Genomic DNA, 23,830 nt, shown 5'->3' with positions numbered 1-23,830 from the left:
CGCGGTACACTTTCGGGTCGGGGACCCTGCGGCAGGATCATCGCAGATCGCACCGCGCGCTATCAACCGCGATGATCGCGCGACGGCAAGCGATCCGCGGTGGAGCGTTCGGTGATTGCCGCGGGATCGACGCTACGGCACTAAAGCGGCGATCGGCGACGACCGGACGTGCGCAACGACAGCGGAAGGATTGAGAATGTTCGAGGAATTGACCACGCGGCGGACCCTGCTGCTCGGCGCGACGACGCTGGCGGCGGTCGCGTCGGTCGCCCCGGTTGCAGTGCGTGCGCAGACCCGGCCGAACGACGAGCTCGTCCCGCTCTGGCCCGGCGCGATCCCCGGCGACCGCCACGCCGCGATCGTCCGCAAGAGCGCCGACCAGTCGCACGATCCCAAGCGGCTCGACCGCTGGATCACCGGGATCGCCCAGCCGATGCTGGTCGTGCGGCGCGCCGCGCAGCCCAACGGCGCCGCGGTGCTGGTGATGCCGGGCGGCGGCTATGGCTTCCTGTCGTACGACAATGAGGGCGAGGAACAGGCGGCGTGGCTCAACGCGCGCGGCATCACCGCGTTCATCCTGCTCTATCGCCTGCCGAGCGAAGGCTGGGCGAACCAGGCGCTCGTACCCCTGCAGGATGCGCAACGCGCGCTGCGCGTGATCCGCGCGGGCGCGGCGCGCTTCAAGGTCGATCCCGGCAAGATCGCCGCGCTCGGCTTTTCGGCGGGCGGACACCTGGCAGGGTCGCTCGCGACGCGCTTCGCCGAGCCGACCTATGCGCCGGTCGACCGGACCGATGCGCTGTCGGCGCGGCCCGATCTGGTCGGGCTGCTCTATCCGGTGGTCAGCCTCGAGGCGCCGTTCACGCATGGCGGGTCGCGCGACAATCTGCTCGGCCGCGATGGGTCCGCCGCCTTGCGCCATGCGGGCTCGGTCGAAGCGCGGGTCACCGCCGATACGCCGCCGACCTTCCTCGTCCATGCCGGCGATGACGGGCTCGTCCCCGTCGCCAACAGCCTTACCCTGTACGCTGCGCTCACCGCGCAGAAGCGGCCGAGCGAACTCCATGCCTTTGCCGGGGGCGGGCATGGGTTCGGCGTGCGCCTGCCGCGCACCAACCCGGCGTCGGCCTGGCCCGACCTGCTCCACACCTTCGGCGTCAGCCAAGGGATTTTCGCCGCCTGAAGCGTCGAATCGGGCCCCGGCAACCCGCGCTCAAATTTGTTCATATGTGCATTTGCGCTTCACAAGTGAACCGGATAGGACATCTCCGTCACGTCCCGGTGTGCGCTTGCGCGGCCGGGGCGAAGACAAAGAGAGGATAGGATCGTGGATATGACCCGCACCGCGTGGATACTGCCGTTTCTTGCCGTGTTGGCGGGTGCCGCGCAGGCGCAGACCAATGTCCCTGGCGACCCCTATGCCGGCGATCCGGTCGGCATCGTCACCGATCCCTGCCCGCAGCATCCCAACCCGACCGACGGTGCCGGCTGGGAAGCGTGGAAGCTCCACATGCTGACGCGCGACTTCGCGCAAGCCTGCCGCTACGCCGCCGCCAATCAGGCGCTCGCCGGCAGCAGCGCGCCGGTCCGCGTCGTCTTCATGGGAGATTCGATCACCGATAACTGGATCCACTCCGACGCGGCGCTGTTCAGCAACGGTGTGGTCGATCGCGGCATCAGCGGGCAGACCACGCCGCAGATGCTCGCGCGCTTCCGCGCCGACGTGATCGCGCTCAGGCCAAAGGCGGTGCATATCATGGCGGGCACCAACGACGTGGCGGGCAATACCGGCGCCGCGACGATCGAGACGGTCGAGGGCAATATCATGAGCATGGCCGAGCTCGCCCGCGCGCACGGCATCAAGGTGATCCTCGCCTCGGTCCCGCCCGCCGCCGCTTTCCCGTGGAGCCCGTCGAAGCAGCCCGTGCCGCAGATTGCAGCGCTCAACAGCTGGCTGCGTGGCTACGCCAAGGCCGAAGGCTTCACCTATGTCGATTACTTCGCCGCGCTGGCAACGCCTGAAGGCGCGATGAAGCCGGGCCTGGCAAGCGACGGCGTCCATCCGACCGCGCAAGGCTATGCTGTGATGCGGCCGCTCGCGCTCGCCGCAATCGCGAAAACGCTCGGCAAGTGAGCCCTACCCGGCGTTCTATCCTCGCCGGCATGGCTGCGCTGCCGATGGCGCGCGGCGCGCTGGCGCAAAGCCCGATGGGCGCCGCGCGCGGGCCGGTCCAGCCCAACTGGCCGTCGCTTGTCTCGAACTACCGCTATCCCGACTGGTTTCGCGACGCCAAGCTCGGCATCTGGTCGCATTGGGGTCCGCAATCGGTGCCCGAGCAAGGCGACTGGTACGGCCGCTTCATGTACATGCAGGGCCACCCGATGTACGCGCATCACCTAAAGACCTACGGCCATCCCTCGGTCGCGGGGATGAAGGACATCCAGAACCGCTGGACCGCCGACCGCTGGGACCCGGAAGCGCTGATCGCGCGCTACAAGAAGGCCGGCGCGCGCTATTTCATGGCGCTGGCGAACCATCACGACAATCTCGATTGCTACGACAGCCGCTATCACGCCTGGAACTCGCTGCGCGTCGGCCCCAAGCGCGACGTGGTCGGCACCTGGGAAAAGGCCGCGCGCGCGGCGGGGCTTAAATTCGGCGTGTCGAACCATTCGGCGCACAGCTGGCACTGGTATCAGACCGCCTATGGCTATGATCCGACCGGCCCCAACAAGGGCGAGCGCTACGACGCGTTCCGGCTGCGCAAGGCCGACGGCAAAGGGCAATGGTGGGACGGGCTCGACCCGCAGGAGCTCTATACCGGCGGTCATGCCGTCATGCCCAACGGGATCGACACGATCGCCGGCATGGAATCGTGGCACGACACGCACGACGGCCAGTGGATCGAGACCGGCCCGACCGACGACCCGGCCTATGTCACCAAATGGCTGCTGCGGCAGACCGATCTGGTCGCCAAGTACAAGCCCGACCTCGTCTATTTCGACGATTACGGGCTGCCGTTCGGATCGATCGGACTCGAGGCGGCGGCGGACTATTACAACCGCTCGATCGCATGGTCGGGCAAGATCGACGTCGCCTTGTTCGCCAAGCAGTTGAAGCCGCACGAACGCTTCGGCGTGGTGCAGGACGTCGAGCGCGGCTTCAGCGACCATCTGTGGGACGAGCCGTGGCAGACCGACACCTGCCTCGGCGACTGGTTCTACAACGTCGCGCGGTTGAACGACAAAAGCTACAAGACCGCCGAGCAGGTTGTGCAACGCCTTGCCGACGTCGTGTCGAAGAACGGCAATCTGCTGCTCTCGGTGCCGCAACCCGGCCACGGTGCGATCGATAGCGAGGAGGAGACAATCCTCGACCAGCTCGGTGCCTGGACCGCGATCAATGACGAGGCGATCTTCGGATCGCGGCCGTGGCGGCGTTATGGCGAAGGGCCGACCAGACTTACACCGGGGATGCAGAACGAAGCCGGCGCGGGCGCCTTCACACCGCGCGACGTGCGCTTCACCACCAACAAGGGCGCGCTGTACGTGCTGTTCCTCGGCTGGCCGAGCGGCACCGCTTCGGTCGCGTCGCTCGCGCATGGGCGCTTGTCGGGCGTAATCGAACGCGCGACCTTGCTCGGCGGCGGACCGGTCGCGCACCGCCAGGATGCCACAGGCCTGCATCTCGACCTGCCGCGCAAGCCCGCGGGCGGCTTCGTCCCCGTAATCCGTCTCGACGGGAAAGGATTGGTATGACGCCACACCCACAGGCTGCCACTCGGATCGTACCGACCGTCCTGATCGTCGCGCTCTTCTTCCTGTGGGGCGCCGCCAACAATCTCAACGACGTGCTGATCGCGCATTTCAAGGGGCTGTGCAGCCTCGGCGATTTCGGCGCGGGCCTGGTGCAATCGGCCTTCTATCTCGGCTATTTCTGCCTCGCCATTCCGGCGGCCCTGTTCATGCGCGCGTATGGCTATCGCGCCGCGGTGCTGCTCGGGCTGGGACTTTACGGCGCGGGCGCCCTGCTCTTCTGGCCTGCCGCGGCGGCCTTGAGCTACCCCTTCTTCCTCGTCGCGCTGTTCGTCATCGCGAGCGGGCTCGCCTTCCTCGAAACCTCGGCCAATCCGCTGATCGCACGGCTCGGCAGCCCCGAGACGGCGGCGCGGCGGCTCAACTTCGCGCAGGCGTTCAACCCGCTCGGCTCGATCACCGGCGTGCTGATCGGACGCGCCTTCATCCTGTCCGACGCACCCCACACGCTGGACCGCGCGACGCAGGCGGCTTCGGTACAGATCCCGTATCTCGTGATCGGGCTCGGCGTGCTGTTCTGGGCGCTGCTGATCCGGCTCGCCCCCTTCCCTGCGATCGCGACGCAGCCCGAGCCGAATGAAGGCGTCGGCGCGGCTGCCGATTTTGCCGCGCTTGCCCGCACGCCGCGCTTCCTCGCCGGCGTCCTCGCGCAGTTCTTCTATGTTGGCGCGCAGGTCGGGGTGTGGAGCTTCATGATCCGCTATGCCGAAGTCACCATCCCGGGGACGCGCGCAACGGAGGCGGCGGGGTACCTCACCGCCTCGCTCGTCGTCTTCATGATCGGGCGCTTCGTCGGGGCCGCGCTGATGGGCCGGATCCGGCCGCTGCCGCTGTTGACGGCGTTTGCGGGAATCGCGGCGGCGTGTTGCGCGTTTGCCGGCCTCGCCGGCGGCATGGCGGGCGTGGTCGCGCTCGTTGCGAGCAGCTTCTTCATGTCGATCATGTATCCGACGATCTTCGCCGAGACCGTCGATGGCCTGGGGACGCGCACCAAGGCAGGGTCCGCGCTGCTGGTGATGGCGATCATCGGCGGCGCGGTGTTCCCGGCGGTGATGGGGCTGGTCTCGGACGCGAGCGGATCGATCGTGCCCGCGATGCTGGTGCCGGCCGGATGTTTCCTGGTCGTCCTGCTGTTCGGCCTGAGCGCGCGGGGGGCGACACGATGATCGCGCTTCCCACGCTCGGCATGGGCTGTGCCGGAATCGGCAACCTCTACCGCGCGGTCGATGACGCGACCGCGCGCGATACCGTCGCAGCGGCGCTGGCGGGCGGGATCGGCTATTTCGACGTGGCACCGCATTACGGCTTCGGGCTCGCCGAAACCCGGCTGGGCGCGGCGCTGGCCGAGCATGACCCGCACGGAACGGCGATCGTCTCGACCAAGGTCGGCCGCCTGCTTGAGCCGACCGACAGCCGGGCGGCCGAGCGGCACGGCTTCGTCGATGCGCCCGCGCTCGAGCCGGTGTTCGATTATTCGTATGACGCGGTCCTGCGCAGCGTCGACGCGAGCCGCGTACGGCTGCGGCGCGACCGGCTCGATGTGCTGTTCGCGCACGATCTCGGCGTACTGACGCACGGCGATGCCGCAGCGCGCCACATGGCGGATTTCCTTGCGGGCGGGTATCGCGCGCTGCGCGGTTTGCGCGATGCGGGCGAGGTCGGCGCGATCGGGATCGGCGTCAATGAAGTCGCGGTGTGCCTCGACCTGCTCGACCGGGTCGAGCTCGACGTCATCCTGCTCGCCGGGCGCTATACGCTGCTCGAACAGGATGCGGCACGTCCGCTGATCGAGCGGTGTCGCAAGACCGGCACCCGGCTCGTGATCGGTGGCTCCTACAATAGCGGCATATTGGTCGAGGGCAGCCGCGCCGCCAGCCATTTCAATTACGCCCCCCCGCCCCCCGCGATCGTCGCGCGCGTCGCCGAGCTCGAGCGCGCCTGCGCGGCGTTCGACGTGCCGCTTGCGGCTGCAGCGCTCCAATTTCCGGTGCGCGAGCCCGTCGTCGCGGGCGTCATCCCCGGTCTGGTTGGCGCGGATCAGGTCGCCGCGACGCTGCGCTACGCCGCCTCGCCGATCCCCGACGCGCTGTGGGACGCCGTGCGCGCCGAAGACGCACCGCGATGAGCGCGATCCTGCTCCACCCCGACGACACGATCCTCGTCGTTACCGCCGCGCTCGCGCCGGGCGACATCGTGCTGATCGACGACACGCCAAGCGTGATCCAGGCGCCGATCGGCGTCGGCCACAAGATCGCCCGCCAGCCGCTCGCCGCGGGCGAGACGGTGATCAAATACGGCGCGCCGATCGGATCGATGACCGCGTCGGCCGGCCGCGCGGAGCATGTCCACCTGCACAATATGAAGAGCGACTATATCGCCTCGCACCTGCGCGATACGCTCGAACGGAGCCCCTCATGATTTCCGCCTGGTTGCGCGACGATGGCCGCAAGGGCATCCGCAACGTCGTCGCCGTCGCCTATCTCGTCGAATGCGCGCACCATGTCGCGCGGCGGATCGTCGACAAGATCGATGACGCCGACGTCCATTTGATCGGCTTTCCCGGCTGCTACCCCAACAGCTATGCCGACACGGTGATGAAGGCGATCGCGACGCACCCCAATGTCGGCGGGCTGGTGATCGTCTCGCTCGGCTGCGAGAGTTTCAATCGCGAAGGGCTCGCCGCGACCGTCGCCGCGAGCGGTCGCCCGGTCGAGACGCTGGTGATCCAGCAGAATGGCGGCACCGCCGCGACGATTGCCGCCGGGCTTGCGGCCGTCGCGCGCGTCAAGGCGATCGCCGACGCCGGCGCGCGTGGGGCAATGGCGCCGAGCGAGCTCGTCATCGGCACGATCTGCGGCGGGTCGGACGGGACCAGCGGGATCACCGCCAACCCCGCGGTCGGCCGCGCGTTCGACCGCTTCGTCGCCGAGGGCGCGACCTGCATCTTCGAGGAAACCGGCGAACTGGTCGGCTGCGAGACGATCATGGCGGATCGCGCGCTGACGCCCGAACTCGGCGCGGCGCTGGTCGCGAGCGTCGAGAAGGCCGAGCGCTATTACACCGTGCTCGGCTTCGGCAGCTTCGCGCCGGGCAATGCCGAGGGCGGGCTCACCACGCAGGAGGAAAAGTCGATGGGCGCCTATTCCAAATCGGGCAGCTCGCCGATCTCGGGGATCGTCAAACCCGGCGACATCCCCCCCTCCCCCGGCCTGTACCTGCTCGACGTCGTCCCCGATGGCGAGCCGCGCTTCGGCTTCCCCAACATCTCGGACAATGCCGAGATCGTCGAGCTCATCGCGTGCGGCGCGCATGTCACGCTGTTCACCACCGGGCGCGGCTCGGTGGTCGGCTCGGCGATCTCGCCGGTCATCAAGATCTGCGCCAACCCCGAGACCGCGCGCAATCTGGCGGGCGACATGGATATCAACGCCGGGCGGATCATCGAGGGGCTCGCGACGATCGGCGACGTCGGGGATGAAATCTACGACCGCACGATCGCGGTCGCGAGGGGCGCGCGCAGCGTTTCGGAGGCGCTCGGCCACCGCGAATTCATCCTCACCTACAAGACGTTCGAGCCGGTCGGTCCCGCCTGCCTGCCGCGAAGGGCTGCGGCGTGAGCGGGCGGCTTGCCGGCAAGACCGCGCTCGTCACCGCGGCGGGCCAGGGCATCGGCCGCGCCTGCGCCGAACGCTTCTCCGCCGAGGGCGCGCGCGTCTTCGCGAGCGACGTGGATGCCGCCAAGCTCGCCGGACTCGACTGCGCGACGTTCGCGCTCGACGTGCGCGATGCCGGCGCGGTCGCGGCATTGCCCGCGCAGACCGGGCCGGTCGATGTGCTGATGAACTGCGCCGGCATGGTCCATAACGGCACGATCCTCGACTGCGACGAAGCCGCCTGGGCGGCCTCGAACGACCTCAATGTCACCGCGCTCTACCGCACGATCCGCGCGTATCTGCCCGGGATGCTGGCGCAAGGATCGGGCAGCATCGTCAACGTCGCGTCGATCGCGAGCTCGATCAAGGGCATCCCCAACCGCTTCGCGTATGGCACGACCAAGGCCGCAGTGATCGGCTTGACCAAGGCGGTCGCCGCCGATTTCGTGGCGCAGGGAATCCGCTGCAACGCGATCTGCCCGGGCACGGTGGATTCGCCCTCGCTCCAGCAGCGGCTGCGCGACACCGGCGACTACGCGAAGGCGCGCGCCGACTTCACCGCGCGCCAACCGCTTGGGCGGCTCGGCCGCCCCGAGGAGATCGCCGCACTCGCGCTGTATCTGGCAAGCGACGAGGCGGGGTTCACGACCGGGCAGGCGCACGTCATCGATGGCGGGTGGGTGAATTAGGATGCGGTGGTAGGAGGGGTACGTCTTCTTTCGACCAAAACTAGTCGTTCTGCCGCCCGTATTGCGTTCTATAAAAGATGGTGTATCGCGGCGGCTGCATTTCGACAGCAGATGAGATTGCAGCCCCTTCACGTACGATGCCTGGATCGGGGTCGACCTGACCTCGTGCATCGAGGGAAGGAGTGAGAGCGATGACGCATTTCGTGGGTCTCGACGTCTCGGTTAAGGAGACGTCGGTGTGCGTGGTGGACGATGCCGGCAAGGTGGTGTGCGAGCGCAAGGTGCCGACCGAGCCGGATGACATTGCCGTCCTGCTGACGTCGGTCGGCGGCGATTACGTGCGGGTCGGGATCGAGGCTGGGCCGCTGTCGCAGTGGTTGGTCAACGGGCTGAGCGAGGCAGGGCTGCCGGTGATCTGTGTTGAGACCCGCCACATGAAGGCGCTGTTGCAGGCGCAGCAGATCAACAAGTCCGACCGCAACGATGCGCGCGGCATCGCCCAGATGATGCGGGTCGGGTTGTTCAAGCCGGTGCATGTGAAGACGCTGGCGGCGCAGGAGCAACGCATGCTGCTGACAAGCCGCAAGCTCGTGCAGCGCAAGCTGATCGACATCGAGTCCGACATGCGCGGCACGCTGCGCAACTTCGGCCTGAAGGTCGGCGTGGTCAGCACGATCGGCTATGAGGCTCGTATCCGTCACCTGGTCGAGGGCTTTCCGAGACTGGCGGCGATTGTCGAGCCGTTGCTGACGGTGCGGCGGGTGATGCGCCAGCAGCTGGCCAAGCTCCACAAGATGCTGCTCGACACGGTCCGGCACGATCCGGTGTGTCGGCGGTTGATGACCGCACCCGGCGTCGGCCCGGTGGTTGCGCTTACCTATCGCGCCTCGATCGACCAGCCGCAGCGCTTCATCCATTCCAGAGCGGTCGGCGCACATGTCGGGCTGACACCCCGGCGGCATCAGTCGGGCGAGATCGACTATGACGGCGGCATCTCCAAGTCCGGTGACACCATGCTGAGAACGATGTTGTACGAAGCGGCGCAGATCCTGATGACCCAGAGCCGGCATTGGTCGTGGCTCAAGGCATGGGGGATTAAGGTCGCACAGCGCCGGGGCATGCGGCGCGCCATCGTCGCCGTCGCACGCCGCCTGGCCGTCGTTCTCCACCGCATGTGGACGGACGGCACCGACTTCCGCTGGGGAAGCGAACCCGGCACCGCGGTCGCGGTCGCCTGATACGATCTCAGAAAGGAGCTTTCACGGTTCTGCCTCGGCAGAAAGAGGTCCTCACGGGGACGAAGGTGGTGTGAGATCGTAACGTCCGCAGCCCTGTCGCCAGCGACAAGGGCGTCCAAAAGATTGATCCACACCGCTTTTTCTTACCCCATCATGGGGCGGCTACGTGCCGACCCCGGAGAGAAGCACGAACCCCGTGTGGCGATCTCAAGCCCGGCAGAAACCCAGTATTGCACTTCGTCGCCTGCCCATCCGTCACGACCGGCGCATTCGCGACGGCGGGGAGTGACGTGTGCCTGTTGACTCAAGCCGCGATAGAGAAGCGGACGTTCATAGGCCTTACTTATCCAGGGCAAGATCAGAAACCGCAAGGGTTTGCGTACCAGACTTACTCGACGAAGACGGGTGCGCCCACGGATAATAGGTTCGCAGAAGGCCAGTTTTTCGATCCTGCCAGATCTTTCGACAGGACTGCCCTGAATGCCAGCGCTCGAAGGAAGTCCCCGCGTCGGCGGTAACACATATCTGGTTGGCGGTGATCAACCACCGTCCCGAAAATGACCAGGCGCCACGTCCAGCTTCCACGCCACTCCACACGCCATCAGAATGAAACTCCTCGTACATTGCCACTTCTGCCCAACCAGGTGGGCTATAGCGTATACTTTTACCTGCTAGAGCTTTTCGTATTTCATTCGAGCTAAGCGACACACCGTCGGGCGAGTTTGCCTGGGCTGAAAATTCAGTCGCGCCGAGTGCCATGAGCGCCGCGATTAACGATGTACTCTTTGGCTTCATGACCTTCTCCGATCGAGAACGGACGCGTACTTTCAGACGATATTACACGAAAGGGGACGGTCGCAAATCCATCACTTTCCGCCGTTCCCGATAAGGTTGTCGCTTTCGCTGACCCCATCGCTACGGCCGCAAAAAAGCCCGTCCGGACGACACCACCGAAGCGATGCCACCCGGACGAGCAGGGGGGAGGAACCGAAGGGTCCGCCCGTCACCGGGCGGACCAGGCTGACCAGGTCAGCCGTTAGAAGGTGACGCGCGCGACGCCCGTGATCTGGCGATCGCTCATGATCGAATCGCGCGGGCGGGTGGCGATGCCGTAATAGGTCGAGCGCACCGTGTTGGTGAGGTTGGTGCCGTTCAGCGTCAGCGAGAAATGCGGCGTGATGTTTGCGGTGATCGACGCATCAAGCTGCCCCGACGCCTTCTGGAAGATCGGCAGATTGCCCGTGCCGTTCGCAGAGGTCGTCACCAGGAACTTGTCGCGCCAGTTATACGCGGCGCGGGCCGAGATGATCCCGTGCTCGTAGATGCCGACCAGGTTGAAATTGTACTTCGAGAGCCCCTCGAGCGGCAGCTGCGTCACGGGACCGTCGCTCGCCGGGCTCGGTGCCTGCGAGTCGACGTACGTGAAGTTGGCCTGGACGCCCAAGCCCTTCAGATCGCCGGGCAGGAAATCGAAGAACTGCTGATAGGCGATTTCGGCGCCCTTCACCTTGGCCTTGGCCGCATTGTTGTAGGTCGTGACATCGTATGTCGCGGTTACGCCGTCGGTGAACGTGACGTTACGGGGCGTGATGACCGTCTGGATATAGTTCGAAATATCCTTGTAGAATCCAGCGACCGTGAGCGACCCGGTGCGCGAAAAATACCATTCGAGCGAGGCATCGAAATTGGTCGACTTCATCGGCTTGAGATAGGGGTTGCCCGTCGAAGCGGTGTGCTGCTGGTTGATCTGCGCCGTGCCGGGTTCTGTGATCGTCAGCGTCGGGTTGACCTGATCGAACCCTGGGCGCGAGATGTTCTTCGACGCGGCCAGGCGCAGCTGAAGCCGGTCGGTGAAATGCGCCCGCAGGTTGAGGCTCGGGAGCACCGAGGTGTAGGTGTTGGTTTCGGTGAGGCCCGTGAAGGTCGGCGCCGCGGTCGATTGGCTGCCGTCGGCCGCCGTGATCAGATCGACCTGCTGATAGAAGCCCGATACCGCCGACTGCGTGCGGACGACGCGCACGCCGACATTGCCATCGATCGGCACCGGCAGGTTCGACGCCTTGAAATAGGCGGTGACATAGCCGGCATAGGTTTTCTGCGACTCGGTGTTCGTGCCGCTCGGCGTATAGGCCGGCGTCGTCGTCACGTTGAGCGCGGCGCGCGTCGCGTCATAGCTGAGCACGGTCGGCAGCGAGAAGGCCTGGATATTGCCGAACAGATTGGCCTGCCCGCGGAAGAAGTCGCTGAGATCGACATAGGTCAGATTGCTCGCCGTGCCGGTCAGGCCGATATAGCGATAGCCGGTGTCGCTCGTCGTGTTCTTGCGATCTGCAAAGCGCACGCCGGCCTTGATCGAGCTCAGAATGCCCCCGTCGAAGCGATATTCGCCGTCGAGCCGCGCGGTCGTGTCGGTGCCTTCGGAATGGTTGAGGTCGTCGAGATAGTACGCGTTGCTGTACGTCCCCGGGTTCGACAACCCGGCCGCCGAGGCGATCTGGAACGACGGGATATTGCCCGAAATGTTCTGCGTCAGTGTCGTCGCGGTGCCGCTCAGCCCGACGATCGAGTTGAGATTATTGGTCTTTGAATCGACATATTGAAAATCGCCGGTGACGGTCAGATTGGCGGACGGATTCCACTTGCCGTTGAGCGAGTAATCGCTCGTCACCGAATGGCGCGTGCCGATCGAGGTGTTGTCGCCGATCGGAACGTTGGTGAAGGTGCCGCTCTGGAAATCGCCGTTCGACGCATAGGTGAAGGGCGCCCCCGCGAGCGGCGTGATCGACGCGCCGCTGGTATAGGCGAAATAGCTGTAGCCGTACGAGCGCAGCTTGTAATCGTTGCGGAAATACTCGCCGGTGAATTCGAGCGTGCTGGTCGGCCGCCACTGCACCGACACGTCGACGCCGAGGCGGCGGCGGTCACCAAACACTTCGCCGATGCCGGTGCCGTGCGGCAGCGTGGTCGTCTGGCCGGTGCGACCGAGCAAGGCGGCGGTTGCGACGTCGGTCGGGCTGTTCGGCGTGCCATCGGCCTTGCGGCTCTGGTCGAGCGTGTAGAACGGCTCGGTCGAGATCGTATCCTGGCGGAACGCGGTCTTCTGGTATGACGCGCTGGCAAGCACACCGATCTCGCCGATACCGGTGTTCCAGCGATTGCTGACCAGCAGCGAGGCGGCTGGCTGGCTCTTGCGGATCAGGTCGTAATAGGTGTTGGTCGCCGAGCCCGAAATCTTGAAGCCGTTGAAGTCGAACGGCTTCCGCGTGCGGAAGTTGATCGTGCCGCTCAGCTGATCCTCGATCAGGTTGGCCGACGGGTTCTTGTACACATCGACCCCTGCGAGCAGCTCGGAGGGGACGTCCTCGAGGCTCAGCGAATTGCTCGATCCGCTTGCGGTGAAGATGTCGCGGCCGTTGAGCTCGGTGCGGACCTGCGTCAGGCTACGGATCGCGACCGAGCTGCCTTCGCCGAAATTGCGCTGGATCTGCACGCCCGAGATGCGCTGCAGCGCCTCGGCGATGTTGCGGTCGGGCAGCTTGCCGATGTCTTCGGCGACGATCGAATCGACCACCTGGTCGGCGTTGCGCTTGATGTTCTGCGCCGAACGGAGGCTCGCGCGAACGCCGGTGACGACGATGTCCTCGCCCGCGGCTGCCGCGGGAGCGGGCGTGGCGGCGTCGGGCGCAGCGGCGGGAGCGGCGGCATCGGGGGCGCTTGCGGAGATCGGCGCCGATGTGTCGCCCGAGGGCGCCGTGGTGCCGGTCGACGGCGTGGTCTGTGCGGCGGCGGGGGCAGCGATCGCGATGAATGGCAGGACCGAGGCGCCAAGCAACAGCGCCTTGCTCATCCCCATGCGGCGGACGGCATCAACAGCAGACATTCGTATTCCTTCCAAGCGATACCTCGACGCGGCGAGGCTCACGAACATCTCGGGAAGGGTGCGACCATCGACGCCGCCTTGCCTCTCCCCTGTGAGCCTCCCTCGCTTCAACCGAAGTTTTGAGGAGGTCTCTCTCGATCGCGGCTCGCTACGCCCGCCAATCCCTAGGGTCAATCAAAATGTGGATAGGTGATTTTTGTGTTCATATATGAACAAGATGACAGAATTGGTTAGCGCTATCATTCTTCGACACAAGCGCGCGGATCGGGCCGTCCTCGGAGACCGGCTCGATCCGCTTGATCATCGGATGTGAACGGCGGCGGCGGCGCGCGCCGCCGCGCTTAGGCGTAGCGCCCCATCGTCACGCGCAGCAGCACGGGATGGTCGATGAAGTTGAGGCCGTAATCGGTCTGGTCGCCATTCCACACGCGATCGACGACGAACGCGCCCTGCACCATCCGCCCCTCCTCGACGCGCAGCATCAGCGCGTTCTTCGGGGCACCCTCCGCTGGCGCGAACTCGATCCGGACATGGTCGCCCGCAGCGAGATATTGCGTCGCCGACAGCTGCGCGACGACCGCCCCGCCGACGCTCTCGTTCGCCCACGGCGTCGGCTCGGACTTGATCCAGGTGTCGGTGCGATGGCCGAATTGCCACTCGCCATAGCTCGCGGTGATCTTGTAGTGGCCCAGCGTGGTCGATTGCGCCGCGCCGTCGTCGCCCTTGGCGGTGCCCCAGGTCGGATGGTCGAACGCGATCTTCGCCCAGTCGCGCTGCATCCCGGAAAACAGCCCATACGGCGTGGCAAAGGCGTCGAGCGTATGCGCGTCGAGCGTCTTGGCGCCGAGCGGGTAATTGTAGAAGCCCGTCGCATCCATCCCGAACGGCGCAAAACCGATCGCGCCGCGCCCGATCGCGGCCCAGAAGAAGCGCGCATATTCGGCGGCATTGCCGATCTCGGGGATCGCCAGCGCATTGTCGGGGCGGTGATAGCCGTCGAGAAACGCAAAGACGTTCGCGCTCTTGCGGTCGTAAATGTCGGGCGCGGCGAAATCGATCGCGGGCGCGGCGGCCTTCCAGATGTCGAGCACGTCCTGCTGCGGGCCGCCGCTCGCGACGTCGGTCGGTGCGGGGATCTTGAAGGGGTCGGCGAGGGCTGCGTTGACGTACATCGGCAGCGGCTTGATCGCCTTGCCCGCCGCCGCGAGTTCGTTGCAATAGGCCGCGGTGTACCAGCTGTTGAACGCGCGGTCGGCCTGCGCGCCATAGACCTGCGTCCAGGAGCCGCGCTTGCGCAGCGCCGCCGGCACCTGCCCCCGGAACAGCGCTTCGGGTGCCGCGGCATAATCGCGCGGGCTGCCATAGCTGCCGGTTTCGTTCTCGACCTGCACCAGGATCGTGGTGTTCTGCTGGTCATGGTCGCGCAGGTAGGTGATCAGCGTGAGGAACGCGCGCTTGTCGGCCTCGAGCGTGCTGCGCGCATGCGGCGACAGCACGTAATGGTCGCTGCCGTCGCGCGTCTTCATCCGCGGGAAGCGGCGATTGTTCTGGCGGACCCAGTCGGGCGTGTAGTTCGGCCCGCTATTCTTGTACGCGCCGAACCATAGCAGCACGAGCCGCTTGTCGTGCGTGCGCGCCTGATCGAGCAGCGTCTGGACGAAGCTCAGATCGAAATGCCCCTCGCTCGGCTCGATCTGTTGCCAGGCGATCGGCACTTCGACGGTATTGGCGTGGAGCCGGTCGAGCATCGGCCACACCGCGGGGAGCGCCGCGGGATAGTTGCTCGAATTGTTGACCTGCGCGCCCAGCATCAGGAACGGCGCGCCATCGACGATCAGCGCGTGATGGCCGCCGGCACTGGTCGCGATGTGCGGAACGTCGCGCGATTGGGCCGATAGCGGCGTAGCCGCGAGCGTGAGTGCGGCAAGAAACAGCGGCATGGTCTTCATCGTGAATCCTCTCCCGACACGTCGCCCGCGGCGATCGCGCTTTGCGCGGCGTATGCGACCATTGGAGCGATCGTGTTCGCCGCCGACCTGCCCCAAGCCACGCCCCGATGACGCAGAGAGATGACATTCTCACTTGCGCCAGTGAAACGAATACTCATAGGTGAACGCACTGCCTGGCAACCGCGAGTGCGTCAACCGCCGGCATCAAAGGTGAGGATCAGCGATATGGCAATGGTATCGGCACGCAAACGCGCGCTTGCAAAATGGGCTGGCGCAGCGGCTTTCGCGCTCGTCCCCGCCGTCGCAGCGCAGGCCGCGCCGCTCGGGTCGCTCGACCGCAACGGCAGCCATGTCTCGATCGAACCCTATGCCCCCAACATCGTCCGCGTGACGATCGCGGTCGATCGCGATCTCGCCGATGCGCCCCCCGGCCCCGGCCCGAATGCCAAGCCCGATGCCGCCGGCTGGACCCATAGCGCCGATGCGAGCGGCGATGTGTTCACCTCGTCGGCGCTGTCGATGACGGTCAACGCGCAAGCGTGGCCCAAGGCGCCGAGCCAGATGGAGCGCTATTTCGCGCCGTCGCTGCCGCCGGTGTCGGTCAGCGTGAAGGGCGCCGATGGGCACCTCATCACGCAGATGAACGGCTGGGAAATGGCGCCGCACACCGTCGCGGGCGAGAAGACCTTCAAGGTCGGCGCGAGCTTCGCTGCTCCGCTCGACGAACATTATTACGGGCTCGGCCAAAACCAGGAGGGCAAGCTCGATCTGCGCGGCCGCACGATCGACTGTCGCCACAATTACGATGCGCCGGCTGGCGAAACGGTCTGCGTGCCGTTCATGGTGACGAACAAGGGCTATGGCATCGTGTGGGACAATCCGTCGGCGACGACGGTCTCGCCCGGGCTGCACAACAGCACGCACTGGCAATCGGATGTCGGCGAGCGCGTGTCGTTCTTCGTCATCACCGGTGCGACCACCGATGAGCTCTATGCCGGCTATGCCAAGCTGACCGGCAAGACCCCGCTCCCGCCCAAGGCCGCGTTCGGGCTCATCCAGAGCAAGGCGCGCTACGAGAGCCAGGCCGAATTGCTCGGCGTCGCGGAGGGCTATCGCAGCCGCGGCTATCCGCTCGACGTGATGGTGCTCGACTGGTTCTACTGGACCCGGATGGGCCAGCTCGACATCGACCGCACCTATTTCCCCGATCCGGCCGGCATGAATACCAAGCTCAAGGGCCTCGGCATGCACAGCATCATCAGCGTGTGGCCGCGCTTCGAGAAGGAATCGCGCTATTTCGACATGCTCGCCGCCAAGGGCTGGCTGCTGCATGACACCGACGGCACCGTCGTCGACGGCCTGCCGATCCGCGCCGACCGCGCCGGCGGTCTGCTCGACAGCACCAACCCGGATGCGCGCGGCTGGTTCTGGGGCAAGATCCGCGACAATATCGCCTCGCAGGGCTTCGACTGGTTCTGGCTCGACGAAACCGAACCCGATCTGGTGCCCGACGGCCACCAATTCTCGATCGGCTCGGGCGATCGCTATCACAACGTCTTCCCGCTGGTACATACCGCGAGCGTCGCCGACGGCTCGGCGAAGGATCGTCCCGACTTCCGCAACCTGATCCTGTGCCGTGCGGCGTATCTTGGTACGCAGCGCAACGGCTGCCTGTTCTGGTCGTCCGACGTCCAGGCGACGTGGGAAGCGCTCAAGCGGCAGGTGCCGACCGGGCTCAACTTCACCGCGTCGGGGATGGCCTATTGGAGCAGCGACACCGGCGGCTGGCAATATCCGGCGGGCCCCAAGGCCGAGCATCCCGTCCTGCTCGATCCCGCTGGCGCGACCGCGATGGCACCGAACTACGCCGATTATCCCGAACTGTTCGTGCGCTGGTTCCAGTACAATACCTTCACGCCAACGCTGCGCATCCATGGCCAGCGGCCGGGCACCGCGATCTGGGAATATGGCAAGGCGGCCGAGCCGGTGCTCGCGCAGTATCTCAAGCTGCGGTACGCCCTGATCCCGTATCTCTACGCGATGGGCCACCAGACCTACATGACCGGTGCGCCGTTCATGCGTGGGCTGTTCATGGATTTCCCGAACGACCCCAAGGTCGCTGACATGGGCGACGAATATATGTTCGGCCCCGCCTTCCTCGTCGCACCCGTGACCGAGCAGGGCGCGACCAGCCGCTCGGTGTATCTGCCGGCCGCCGCCGACTGGTACGATTACTGGACCAACGAGCGCCACACCGGTGGCCAGACGATCACCGCCAATGCGCCGATCGACAAGATCCCGCTGTTCGTCCGCGCCGGATCGATCGTGCCGATGGGCGTGCAGGTGCCGAGCACCGCAACGCGCCAGCCGCTCGAGAGCATCCGCGTCTATCCCGGGCGCTCGACCAGCTTCACGCTGTATGACGATGACGGGGTGAGCAACGCCTATCGCAAGGGTACAGCCGGCACCGTGCTGCGCTGGGACGACGCAAGTGGTCGGCTGACCGCGTCGGGCAAGCTGCCCGGCGGTCAGGATGCCGCGGCATTGGTCAAGGTGATGGGCCGCTGAGGCGGCGCTTGTGCGCGTTCGACGCCGCGCTCTATGACGGAGCGCGGCGCGCGAACGCGTACCGAACGGGGTGGGGCATGGACGAGCAGGCAGGCGATCCGATCAACGATCTGTCGGACGATCAGGATGGGGAAGACCGGCGTTACAAGGCGCCAGCGCTGGAAAAGGGGCTCGACATTCTCGAGCTGCTCGCCGACGCGACCGACCCGCTGCCGCTAGCGGCAATCGCCGACCAGCTCGACCGGTCGCGCGGCGAACTTCACCGCATGGTGCAGGTCCTGCAATTCCGCGGCTATATCGATCACGATGTCGGCTCGGAAGGTTATCGCCTGACCGACCGGCTGTTCGCGCTCGGCATGCGCCAGCCGCGCACGCGCAATCTGGTCGAGCTGGCGCTCCCCGTAATGCGGCAATTGGTGCAGGATTCGGGCGAATCGTGCCACCTCGCCTTCCACAGCCGCGGCGAGATGGTCGTTGTCGCGCGCGTCGAATCGGGCGAGCAGGTCGGCTTCTCGGTGCGCGTCGGCTATCGTCGGCCGATCCCGAGCACCGCGTCGGGCGTCGTGCTCTATGCCTTCCAGCCCGAAGAGGTGCGCCGGCGCTGGGAGGGTCTGTTTGCACCGAAACTCGGCAAGGACGCGCTGGTCGCGTTCCGCACCCGCGCCGATGCGGTCCGCGCTCACCAGGTCGAGCTGACGCAAAGTCCGCTGGTCAGCAGCGTGACCGACATTTCGGCGCCGATCATGCGCGGCGGCGCGGCGGCGGCGGCGCTCACCGTCCCCTATCTCGAGCGGCGCGAGCCGATCCACAGCGCGGAGCATGTCGCGCTGATGCTGGTCGCGGCAACGAAGACCATCGCCGCGCAGCTGGTACCGAGCGACGAGCGATTGTGAGGCGCTGACGCTGATAGGATCATGCTCGCGTTGATCCCATCAGCCCCCCCGCCGTCCCCCCGGCCTCGTGCCGGGGCGACGGTTCCGTTGAACCTAGCGCGCGCGCCACGTCGCCGGCATCGTCCGCGCCGGCACGCTGACGATTACCGTCTGGCGAATGTCGGTCGCTGAATCCGCGAGCATCACCTTGTAGCGTCCACCCGCGATCCGCCACTGGTGCCCGGCCTCGTCCCACGTCGCGAGCAAGCGCGGATCGACCGATACCGATACCGTCTGGCGCGCGCTTGGCGCCAGCGCGACCTTGGTGAAACCGCCGAGCCGCTTGGGCGCTTCCCATCCGCCTGCGACCGGCGCGACATAGATCTGCGGCACTGTCGCGCCGGCGCGCGCGCCGGTGTTGCGCACGGTGAAGCGTGCGGTCAGCGCGCCGTTCGCGGCGATCGCTGTCAGGCCGTCGGTCGCGAAGCGCGTGTAGGACAGGCCGTGCCCGAAGGCGAATAGCGGTGTGATCGCCTTGGCGTCGAACCATTTGTAGCCGACCGCTGCGCCTTCCGTGTAGACGACGTCGCCGGCGTGCGGCTTGGCCGGGTCGGGCAGCTGGTCGACGCTGCTGGCGAAGGTCATCGGCAAGCGGCCCGACGGATTGGTCGTGCCGAACAGCAGATTGGCGATCGCCGCGCCGCCGGCGGTGCCGGGATACCACGCCTCGAGCACCGCGCCGACCTTGCCGAGCCACGGCATCGCCACCTGGCTGCCCGTTTCGAGCACGACGACGGTCTTGCGATTGGCCGTGCCGACCGCGTCGATCAGCGCATCCTGCGCGCCGTCGAGCGCCATCGGCACGTCGAACGATTCCCCCTGCCACTGCGTCGCGAAGACGATCACGACATCGGCCCCGCGCGCCAGTGCGGCGGCAGCGGCGGGATCGCTGCCATCGGCAAAGGCTATCTCTGCCCCCGGCGCGCGGCGCTTGATCTCGTCGAGCGGCGACGAGGGATAATACATGATCGGGCCGGGCCACGATGTCGGCAGCAACCCTGGCACGGCATTGCCGCCGACCGGATAGACCAGCGACGATCCACCGCCCGCGAGCACGCCCTTGTCGGCGTGACCGCCGATCACGACGATCCGCTTGGCGCTCGCAGCGAGGGGGAGCAGGTCACCGCTATTCTTGAGCAGCACGGCGCCCGCCTCCGCCGCAGCGCGCGTTACCGCAGCATGCGCGGGATAATCGATCGGCTGTTCGCTGACGGGATGTTCGAAGATGCCTTGCGCGAACATCGCGCGCAGGATGCGGTGCGTCATCAGGTCGAGCCGCGCGGGCGCCACCGCCCCGCTGTCGAGCGCCGCGCGGAGCGGTGCGCCGAAGAACGGCTGCGTGTCGAACGGAAAGCCCGAATCCTGGTCGAGCCCGGAATTGGCCGCGGCGACGGTGCTGTGCGTCGCGCCCCAGTCGCTCATTACATAGCCCTTGAAGCCCCAGTCGGTGCGCAGCACGTCGGTCAGCAGCCAGCTATTCTCGCAGGCATAGGCACCATCGACGCGGTTGTACGAGCACATGATCGAGGCCGGATCGGCGCGCTCGATCGCCAATTGGAAGGCGAGCAGGTCGGACACGCGCGCGGCGCTGTGCTCGATCAGCGAATTGCCGGCGTTGCGATCGGTTTCCTGGTCGTTGAAGGCATAATGCTTGATCGTCGAAATGACATGGTTCGACTGGATGCCGCGCACCTGCTCGGCAACGATCGTCCCGGCGAGCAGCGGATCCTCGCCGCCATATTCGAAATTGCGCCCGTTGCGCGGTTCGCGCAGCAGGTCGACCCCGCCCGCGAGCATCACGTTGAAGCCCGAGCGACGCGCCTCGTCGCCGATCATCGCGCCGCCGGCATGCGCGATCGCGACGTCCCAGCTGGCGGCGATCGCGAGGTTCGACGGCAGTGCGGTGCGCTCGCGCTTGACCGCCGCGCCGCCCTGCGTCGCGACGCCGATGCCGGCATCGGTCTGGTGCTGCGCGGGAATGCCGAGCCGTGCGATCGCGGGGACATAGCCGGCGGAACCGGCACGCGCCCCGGCCGGGGCCTTATACATCGATACCGGAAAATCGGTGGCGAAATAGCCGAACACCATGGTCAGCTTCTCGTCGCGCGTCATTGCCGAAACCAGCGCCTTGGCGCGCGTATCAGGGTCGAGCTTGGCATCGTTCCATGCACCGCGGAGTGCGGGCTTGGTCCACGCGGGGAGCACCGGCGTTCCTGCAACCGGCGCGACCTTGGCCGGCGGCGGCGGCGCGGCGACCTGCGCGGACGCGCTGGCAGCGACCAACAGCAAGGGCATGGCGGCGACACGAAGCGTCATGAAGAAATCCTCTCTCGATGGGCGTCGCATCGTGATCGAGACCGTGCGCCGACGCGTGCTCGTATATGCGCGCATCTTTGACAGGTAAACGGCTTACCCGATCGAGCAATGGCAGATGGGCGGCACTTCTTCCCATGAGAGAACAGTGCCACCCGCGATCGGGTGGCACTGTCACCGACATCAGACGCGGCGGCGCGTCGCGGCGGTAGCACCGAAGCTCGCAGCACCCGCGCCGATCAGCAGCGCGATCACCAGCATGAACGACGTGCCGGCTGCCACACCGGCAGCGGTGTCGGTCGCCGACTTGGCGGTGGCGATCGTGTCGTTCTTGGTCTTGACGAACTGCGCCTTGGCGCGCGTCACTTGGGCCTGCGCCTCGGGATGGCTGACCTTGCGCTGCGCGGCGACGATATCGACGATCCGGCTCTCGGCCTGCGCACCCTCGGTGCCACCGCGGGCGAGCGGGGGGAGCTGCTTGGCGATTTCCTTCTGCGCCTGTTCGGGGGCTTTGTTGCATAATTACGCGAGAGCATGACCGACGTTTTACTTGAAGATGTTATTGGATGCGGACGGTCACCGGCGTTCCTATTTCGGAGAACCGATTGAGAATTGCAGCACGGACTTTGAGCTCGGTAATCTGACGATCGAAGGTGCGGGCGACAACGCGCTGGCCCAGGAGTTTGAAGCAGTGCATTTTGGTCTCGACCAGACTGCGGCGATGATAGCCGCTCCACTTTTTCCAGATTGCGCGACCAAGCCGCTTTGTCGCGCGTAGCGCTCCATTGCGTGCATCGACGCCGGGACCGCCTTCTGCCCATGGTTGCCCGTTGCGGCGGACCGGGATGACCGCATCGGCACCGCGCCCGGCAATAGCGGCATGGCAGTCCCTGGTATCATAAGCGCCATCTCCGCCGACGCTGAGTATCCGCTCGTCTCCGGGAATTTGCGCCAGGAGAACGGGCAGCGTCGGTGCGTCACCAATGGCATTCGTCGTGACCTCAATGGCCCGGATATCCAGCGTCCCAGCATCAATCCCGAGATGCACCTTGCGCCACTGGCGACGGTAGGACGGTCCGTGTTTGCGCGTCTTCCACTCGCCTTCTCCCGTCATTTTGATCCCGGTGCTGTCGACCAGCAGGTGCAGTCCGCCCGAGCTGATCCGCCCGCCGAGGTTGACCTTCAACGTCTTCTGCCGTCGGCACAGCGTCGTATAATCCGGCACCGACCAATCCAGCCCCGCCATTTTGATCAGGCTCGAAACCAACCCCGTCACTTGCCGCAAAGGCAGGTTGAACAGCGTCTTCAGCGTCAGGCACAGCTCTATCGCGCTGTCTGAAAACCGCATCGGGCGACCAGGGCGACCACACGGCTTCGAAAGCCAGTGCATCTCCGGATCAAACCATATTTCCAGCGACCCACGCCGCTTCAGCGCCGCATTATACTCAGGCCAGTTCGTCGTACGATACACAGGTGCGGCAGGTTTGGGCATTACGCCTATCTATACCGCTCGATTCCCTGCGTGAATCCCCGCCATCAGTTTTGCAACAAAGCCGTCCCAGACTATCGAGAGGTGACATACGGCAGCCGATGGAAAGTGCCACATTTGAATACGTGTCCCGGATTAGAACGCGAGCAGATTTCAAAGCTATGGTATTTTCCATGGCTTAATCGAAATATGTCACAATTTACGTCGGCAATTGAATGCTTAAGACGCTCAATTCAATCGATTCGCGTTTTTAGGCCGTTAAAACGCGAATTTGGATGAGCCTGGGCGATCGATCGGTTGCTGTCTAGGCCAAGCGACTGAAACAACACGGCGACCTTCGTCGTCAGATAGGTGATGTTTCCTCCGACATCGGTCTGCCAGAACCAGCCGTTGGAATGCGCTTCGAATTCGGCCACCAGCAGCGTCGCTATCCGCCCGTGCGCTTCTTAGCTCTCTCGGCGAGACGGTTCTGCTGTTTTACCGTTCAGGCGGTCGAACAGGCGCGGCAACTTGAAAAAGGGTTTTTCCCGGATCCGCATCGCTCATCCTGTAGGGTGGAAGATTTGCGAAGAGCCCTGACGCTCATGTTAAACGAGTGGTAACTCACCGCGGGCCCGCAGACGTACAGAGGTCTGTGAAACGCCGATATCTTCGGAGATCTGCCCACAGGAAGGCAAGGCGGCCGGTCTCACCCTGCCGTTCCGTCCGCTCGAACCTCTCACTCTTTACGTTTTCAAGCGGACGGACATATTGGAAAATTTGCCTGTCGCCAGTCCACCAAACCCGGTCGTTCCTGATGCAAATCAAAAGTATTGCATGGACGCAGCAGCGCAGAATCGGCCAGTCGGCTGACACCCATTTCCGGAAAGTCGATAGCAGAACGGCGAAAGAGGGTGGGTCGTCCTTCCGCGCCGCGCTGTTAAATACGTCGGGTCAGCGGCGCCTGTTATACTACCTATACCGCGCGACGGCCGCTCAGCAGGTTGTAGATTACCACAATCACCGCAGCTACCAGCAGAAGATGGATTAACCCTCCCCCGATATGCACGGCGAACCCAAGGATCCAGAGAACGACGAGAATTGCGGCGATGGTCCAGAGCATGGGAAGCCTCCGATCGGCGGATGCCACAACAGCATCCTTCTGAAGCCAAAACGCGAGCGAAACAGAAAGTGTTCCTTGGCACTCAATACCAAATCCCGCGAGGGCTGACCATGAGGGATTCCCAAAGCGTTTGAAGTTCGATTCAATGGTCGAGACCCAGGATAGGTTTGCGATGGCAGCGGCGGTGGCGCTTCGATTGGA

20 protein-coding genes are annotated in these 23,830 nt (G+C 65.5%); 12 read left to right on the top strand and 8 right to left on the bottom strand.

Annotated features, from left to right (window positions below; translation table 11 throughout):
- Positions 1-196: 196 nt before the first annotated feature.
- From ACVWYO_RS16030 to ACVWYO_RS15990, 9 genes are all read left to right on the top strand, one after another.
- Positions 197-1,183 carry an alpha/beta hydrolase gene (locus ACVWYO_RS16030; RefSeq protein WP_457352440.1) on the top strand — a complete coding sequence of 329 codons (987 nt, stop codon included), beginning with the start codon at positions 197-199 and terminating at the stop codon, positions 1,181-1,183.
- A 150-nt stretch (positions 1,184-1,333) separates the two neighbouring features.
- Complete coding sequence (locus ACVWYO_RS16025; protein WP_457352438.1) at positions 1,334-2,134, top strand: SGNH/GDSL hydrolase family protein; 801 nt, start codon at positions 1,334-1,336, stop codon at positions 2,132-2,134.
- Between the two features lie 29 nt (positions 2,135-2,163).
- On the top strand, positions 2,164-3,759 hold the full coding sequence (locus tag ACVWYO_RS16020) for an alpha-L-fucosidase (protein WP_457352436.1): 1,596 nt from the start codon (positions 2,164-2,166) through the stop codon (positions 3,757-3,759).
- Positions 3,756-4,982: an L-fucose:H+ symporter permease gene (gene fucP / locus ACVWYO_RS16015; RefSeq protein ID WP_457352434.1), complete on the top strand. Its 1,227-nt coding sequence runs from the start codon at positions 3,756-3,758 to the stop codon at positions 4,980-4,982. The genes ACVWYO_RS16020 and fucP overlap by 4 nt, the downstream gene beginning before the upstream one ends.
- Positions 4,979-5,941, top strand: coding sequence for an aldo/keto reductase (locus ACVWYO_RS16010; RefSeq protein WP_457352432.1), 963 nt, complete (start codon positions 4,979-4,981; stop codon positions 5,939-5,941). The genes fucP and ACVWYO_RS16010 overlap by 4 nt, the downstream gene beginning before the upstream one ends.
- Entirely contained in the window at positions 5,938-6,234 is a 297-nt protein-coding gene (locus ACVWYO_RS16005) for a UxaA family hydrolase (RefSeq protein WP_457352430.1), read from the top strand. The genes ACVWYO_RS16010 and ACVWYO_RS16005 overlap by 4 nt, the downstream gene beginning before the upstream one ends.
- A complete protein-coding gene (locus tag ACVWYO_RS16000; RefSeq protein WP_457352428.1) occupies positions 6,231-7,433 on the top strand; it encodes a UxaA family hydrolase in 1,203 nt (400 codons plus the stop codon). Before ACVWYO_RS16005 ends, ACVWYO_RS16000 begins: the two co-directional genes overlap by 4 nt.
- Complete coding sequence (locus ACVWYO_RS15995; protein ID WP_457352427.1) at positions 7,430-8,158, top strand: SDR family oxidoreductase; 729 nt, start codon at positions 7,430-7,432, stop codon at positions 8,156-8,158. Before ACVWYO_RS16000 ends, ACVWYO_RS15995 begins: the two co-directional genes overlap by 4 nt.
- A 191-nt stretch (positions 8,159-8,349) precedes the next feature.
- Positions 8,350-9,396, top strand: a complete 1,047-nt coding sequence (locus tag ACVWYO_RS15990) for an IS110 family RNA-guided transposase (protein ID WP_457352425.1) — start codon at positions 8,350-8,352, stop codon at positions 9,394-9,396.
- Positions 9,397-9,735: 339 nt separating this feature from the next.
- Here the strand turns inward: ACVWYO_RS15990 and ACVWYO_RS15985 are convergent, their stop codons facing one another.
- The 3 genes from ACVWYO_RS15985 to ACVWYO_RS15975 form a co-directional block, all read right to left on the bottom strand.
- Positions 9,736-10,191 carry a hypothetical protein gene (locus ACVWYO_RS15985; RefSeq protein ID WP_457352423.1) on the bottom strand — a complete coding sequence of 152 codons (456 nt, stop codon included), beginning with the start codon at positions 10,189-10,191 and terminating at the stop codon, positions 9,736-9,738.
- 241 nt (positions 10,192-10,432) lie between these two features.
- A complete protein-coding gene (locus ACVWYO_RS15980; RefSeq protein ID WP_457352421.1) occupies positions 10,433-13,276 on the bottom strand; it encodes a TonB-dependent receptor in 2,844 nt (947 codons plus the stop codon).
- A gap of 341 nt (positions 13,277-13,617) precedes the next feature.
- The gene (locus tag ACVWYO_RS15975) at positions 13,618-15,225 is read right to left on the bottom strand and encodes a DUF5597 domain-containing protein (protein ID WP_457352419.1); all 1,608 of its coding nucleotides are present in this window, start codon (positions 15,223-15,225) and stop codon (positions 13,618-13,620) included.
- A 225-nt stretch (positions 15,226-15,450) separates the two neighbouring features.
- Between ACVWYO_RS15975 and ACVWYO_RS15970 the strand changes: the two genes are divergently transcribed.
- Together ACVWYO_RS15970 and ACVWYO_RS15965 are read left to right on the top strand one after the other, a co-directional pair.
- On the top strand, positions 15,451-17,793 hold the full coding sequence (locus tag ACVWYO_RS15970; RefSeq protein ID WP_457352416.1) for a glycoside hydrolase family 31 protein: 2,343 nt from the start codon (positions 15,451-15,453) through the stop codon (positions 17,791-17,793).
- 77 nt (positions 17,794-17,870) lie between these two features.
- The gene (locus ACVWYO_RS15965) at positions 17,871-18,686 is read left to right on the top strand and encodes an IclR family transcriptional regulator (RefSeq protein WP_457352414.1); all 816 of its coding nucleotides are present in this window, start codon (positions 17,871-17,873) and stop codon (positions 18,684-18,686) included.
- Between the two features lie 93 nt (positions 18,687-18,779).
- Here ACVWYO_RS15965 and ACVWYO_RS15960 read toward each other — a convergent pair whose 3' ends face one another.
- Both ACVWYO_RS15960 and ACVWYO_RS15955 read right to left on the bottom strand, forming a co-directional pair.
- On the bottom strand, positions 18,780-21,041 hold the full coding sequence (locus ACVWYO_RS15960) for a glycoside hydrolase family 3 C-terminal domain-containing protein (RefSeq protein WP_457352412.1): 2,262 nt from the start codon (positions 21,039-21,041) through the stop codon (positions 18,780-18,782).
- Positions 21,042-21,221: 180 nt separating this feature from the next.
- A complete protein-coding gene (locus ACVWYO_RS15955) occupies positions 21,222-21,404 on the bottom strand; it encodes a hypothetical protein (protein WP_457352411.1) in 183 nt (60 codons plus the stop codon).
- 18 nt (positions 21,405-21,422) lie between these two features.
- On the opposite strand from ACVWYO_RS15955, the gene ACVWYO_RS15950 reads away from it, so the two are divergent.
- Positions 21,423-21,560: a hypothetical protein gene (locus ACVWYO_RS15950; protein ID WP_457352409.1), complete on the top strand. Its 138-nt coding sequence runs from the start codon at positions 21,423-21,425 to the stop codon at positions 21,558-21,560.
- Between the two features lie 37 nt (positions 21,561-21,597).
- Here ACVWYO_RS15950 and ACVWYO_RS15945 read toward each other — a convergent pair whose 3' ends face one another.
- The 3 genes from ACVWYO_RS15945 to ACVWYO_RS15935 all read right to left on the bottom strand — a co-directional run bounded on the left by ACVWYO_RS15945 (position 21,598) and on the right by ACVWYO_RS15935 (position 23,629).
- Positions 21,598-22,530 carry an IS5 family transposase gene (locus tag ACVWYO_RS15945; RefSeq protein ID WP_457348219.1) on the bottom strand — a complete coding sequence of 311 codons (933 nt, stop codon included), beginning with the start codon at positions 22,528-22,530 and terminating at the stop codon, positions 21,598-21,600.
- Positions 22,531-22,760: 230 nt separating this feature from the next.
- Complete coding sequence (locus ACVWYO_RS15940) at positions 22,761-22,943, bottom strand: hypothetical protein (protein WP_457352407.1); 183 nt, start codon at positions 22,941-22,943, stop codon at positions 22,761-22,763.
- Between the two features lie 539 nt (positions 22,944-23,482).
- Complete coding sequence (locus tag ACVWYO_RS15935; RefSeq protein ID WP_457355018.1) at positions 23,483-23,629, bottom strand: lmo0937 family membrane protein; 147 nt, start codon at positions 23,627-23,629, stop codon at positions 23,483-23,485.
- Positions 23,630-23,830: the final 201 nt, after the last annotated feature.

The sequence above is a fragment of the Sphingomonas sp. UYP23 genome, from assembly GCF_054059235.1.
The sequence above is the reverse complement of the archived record's forward strand: the minus strand, read 5'-3'. Positions and strand labels throughout refer to the sequence as shown.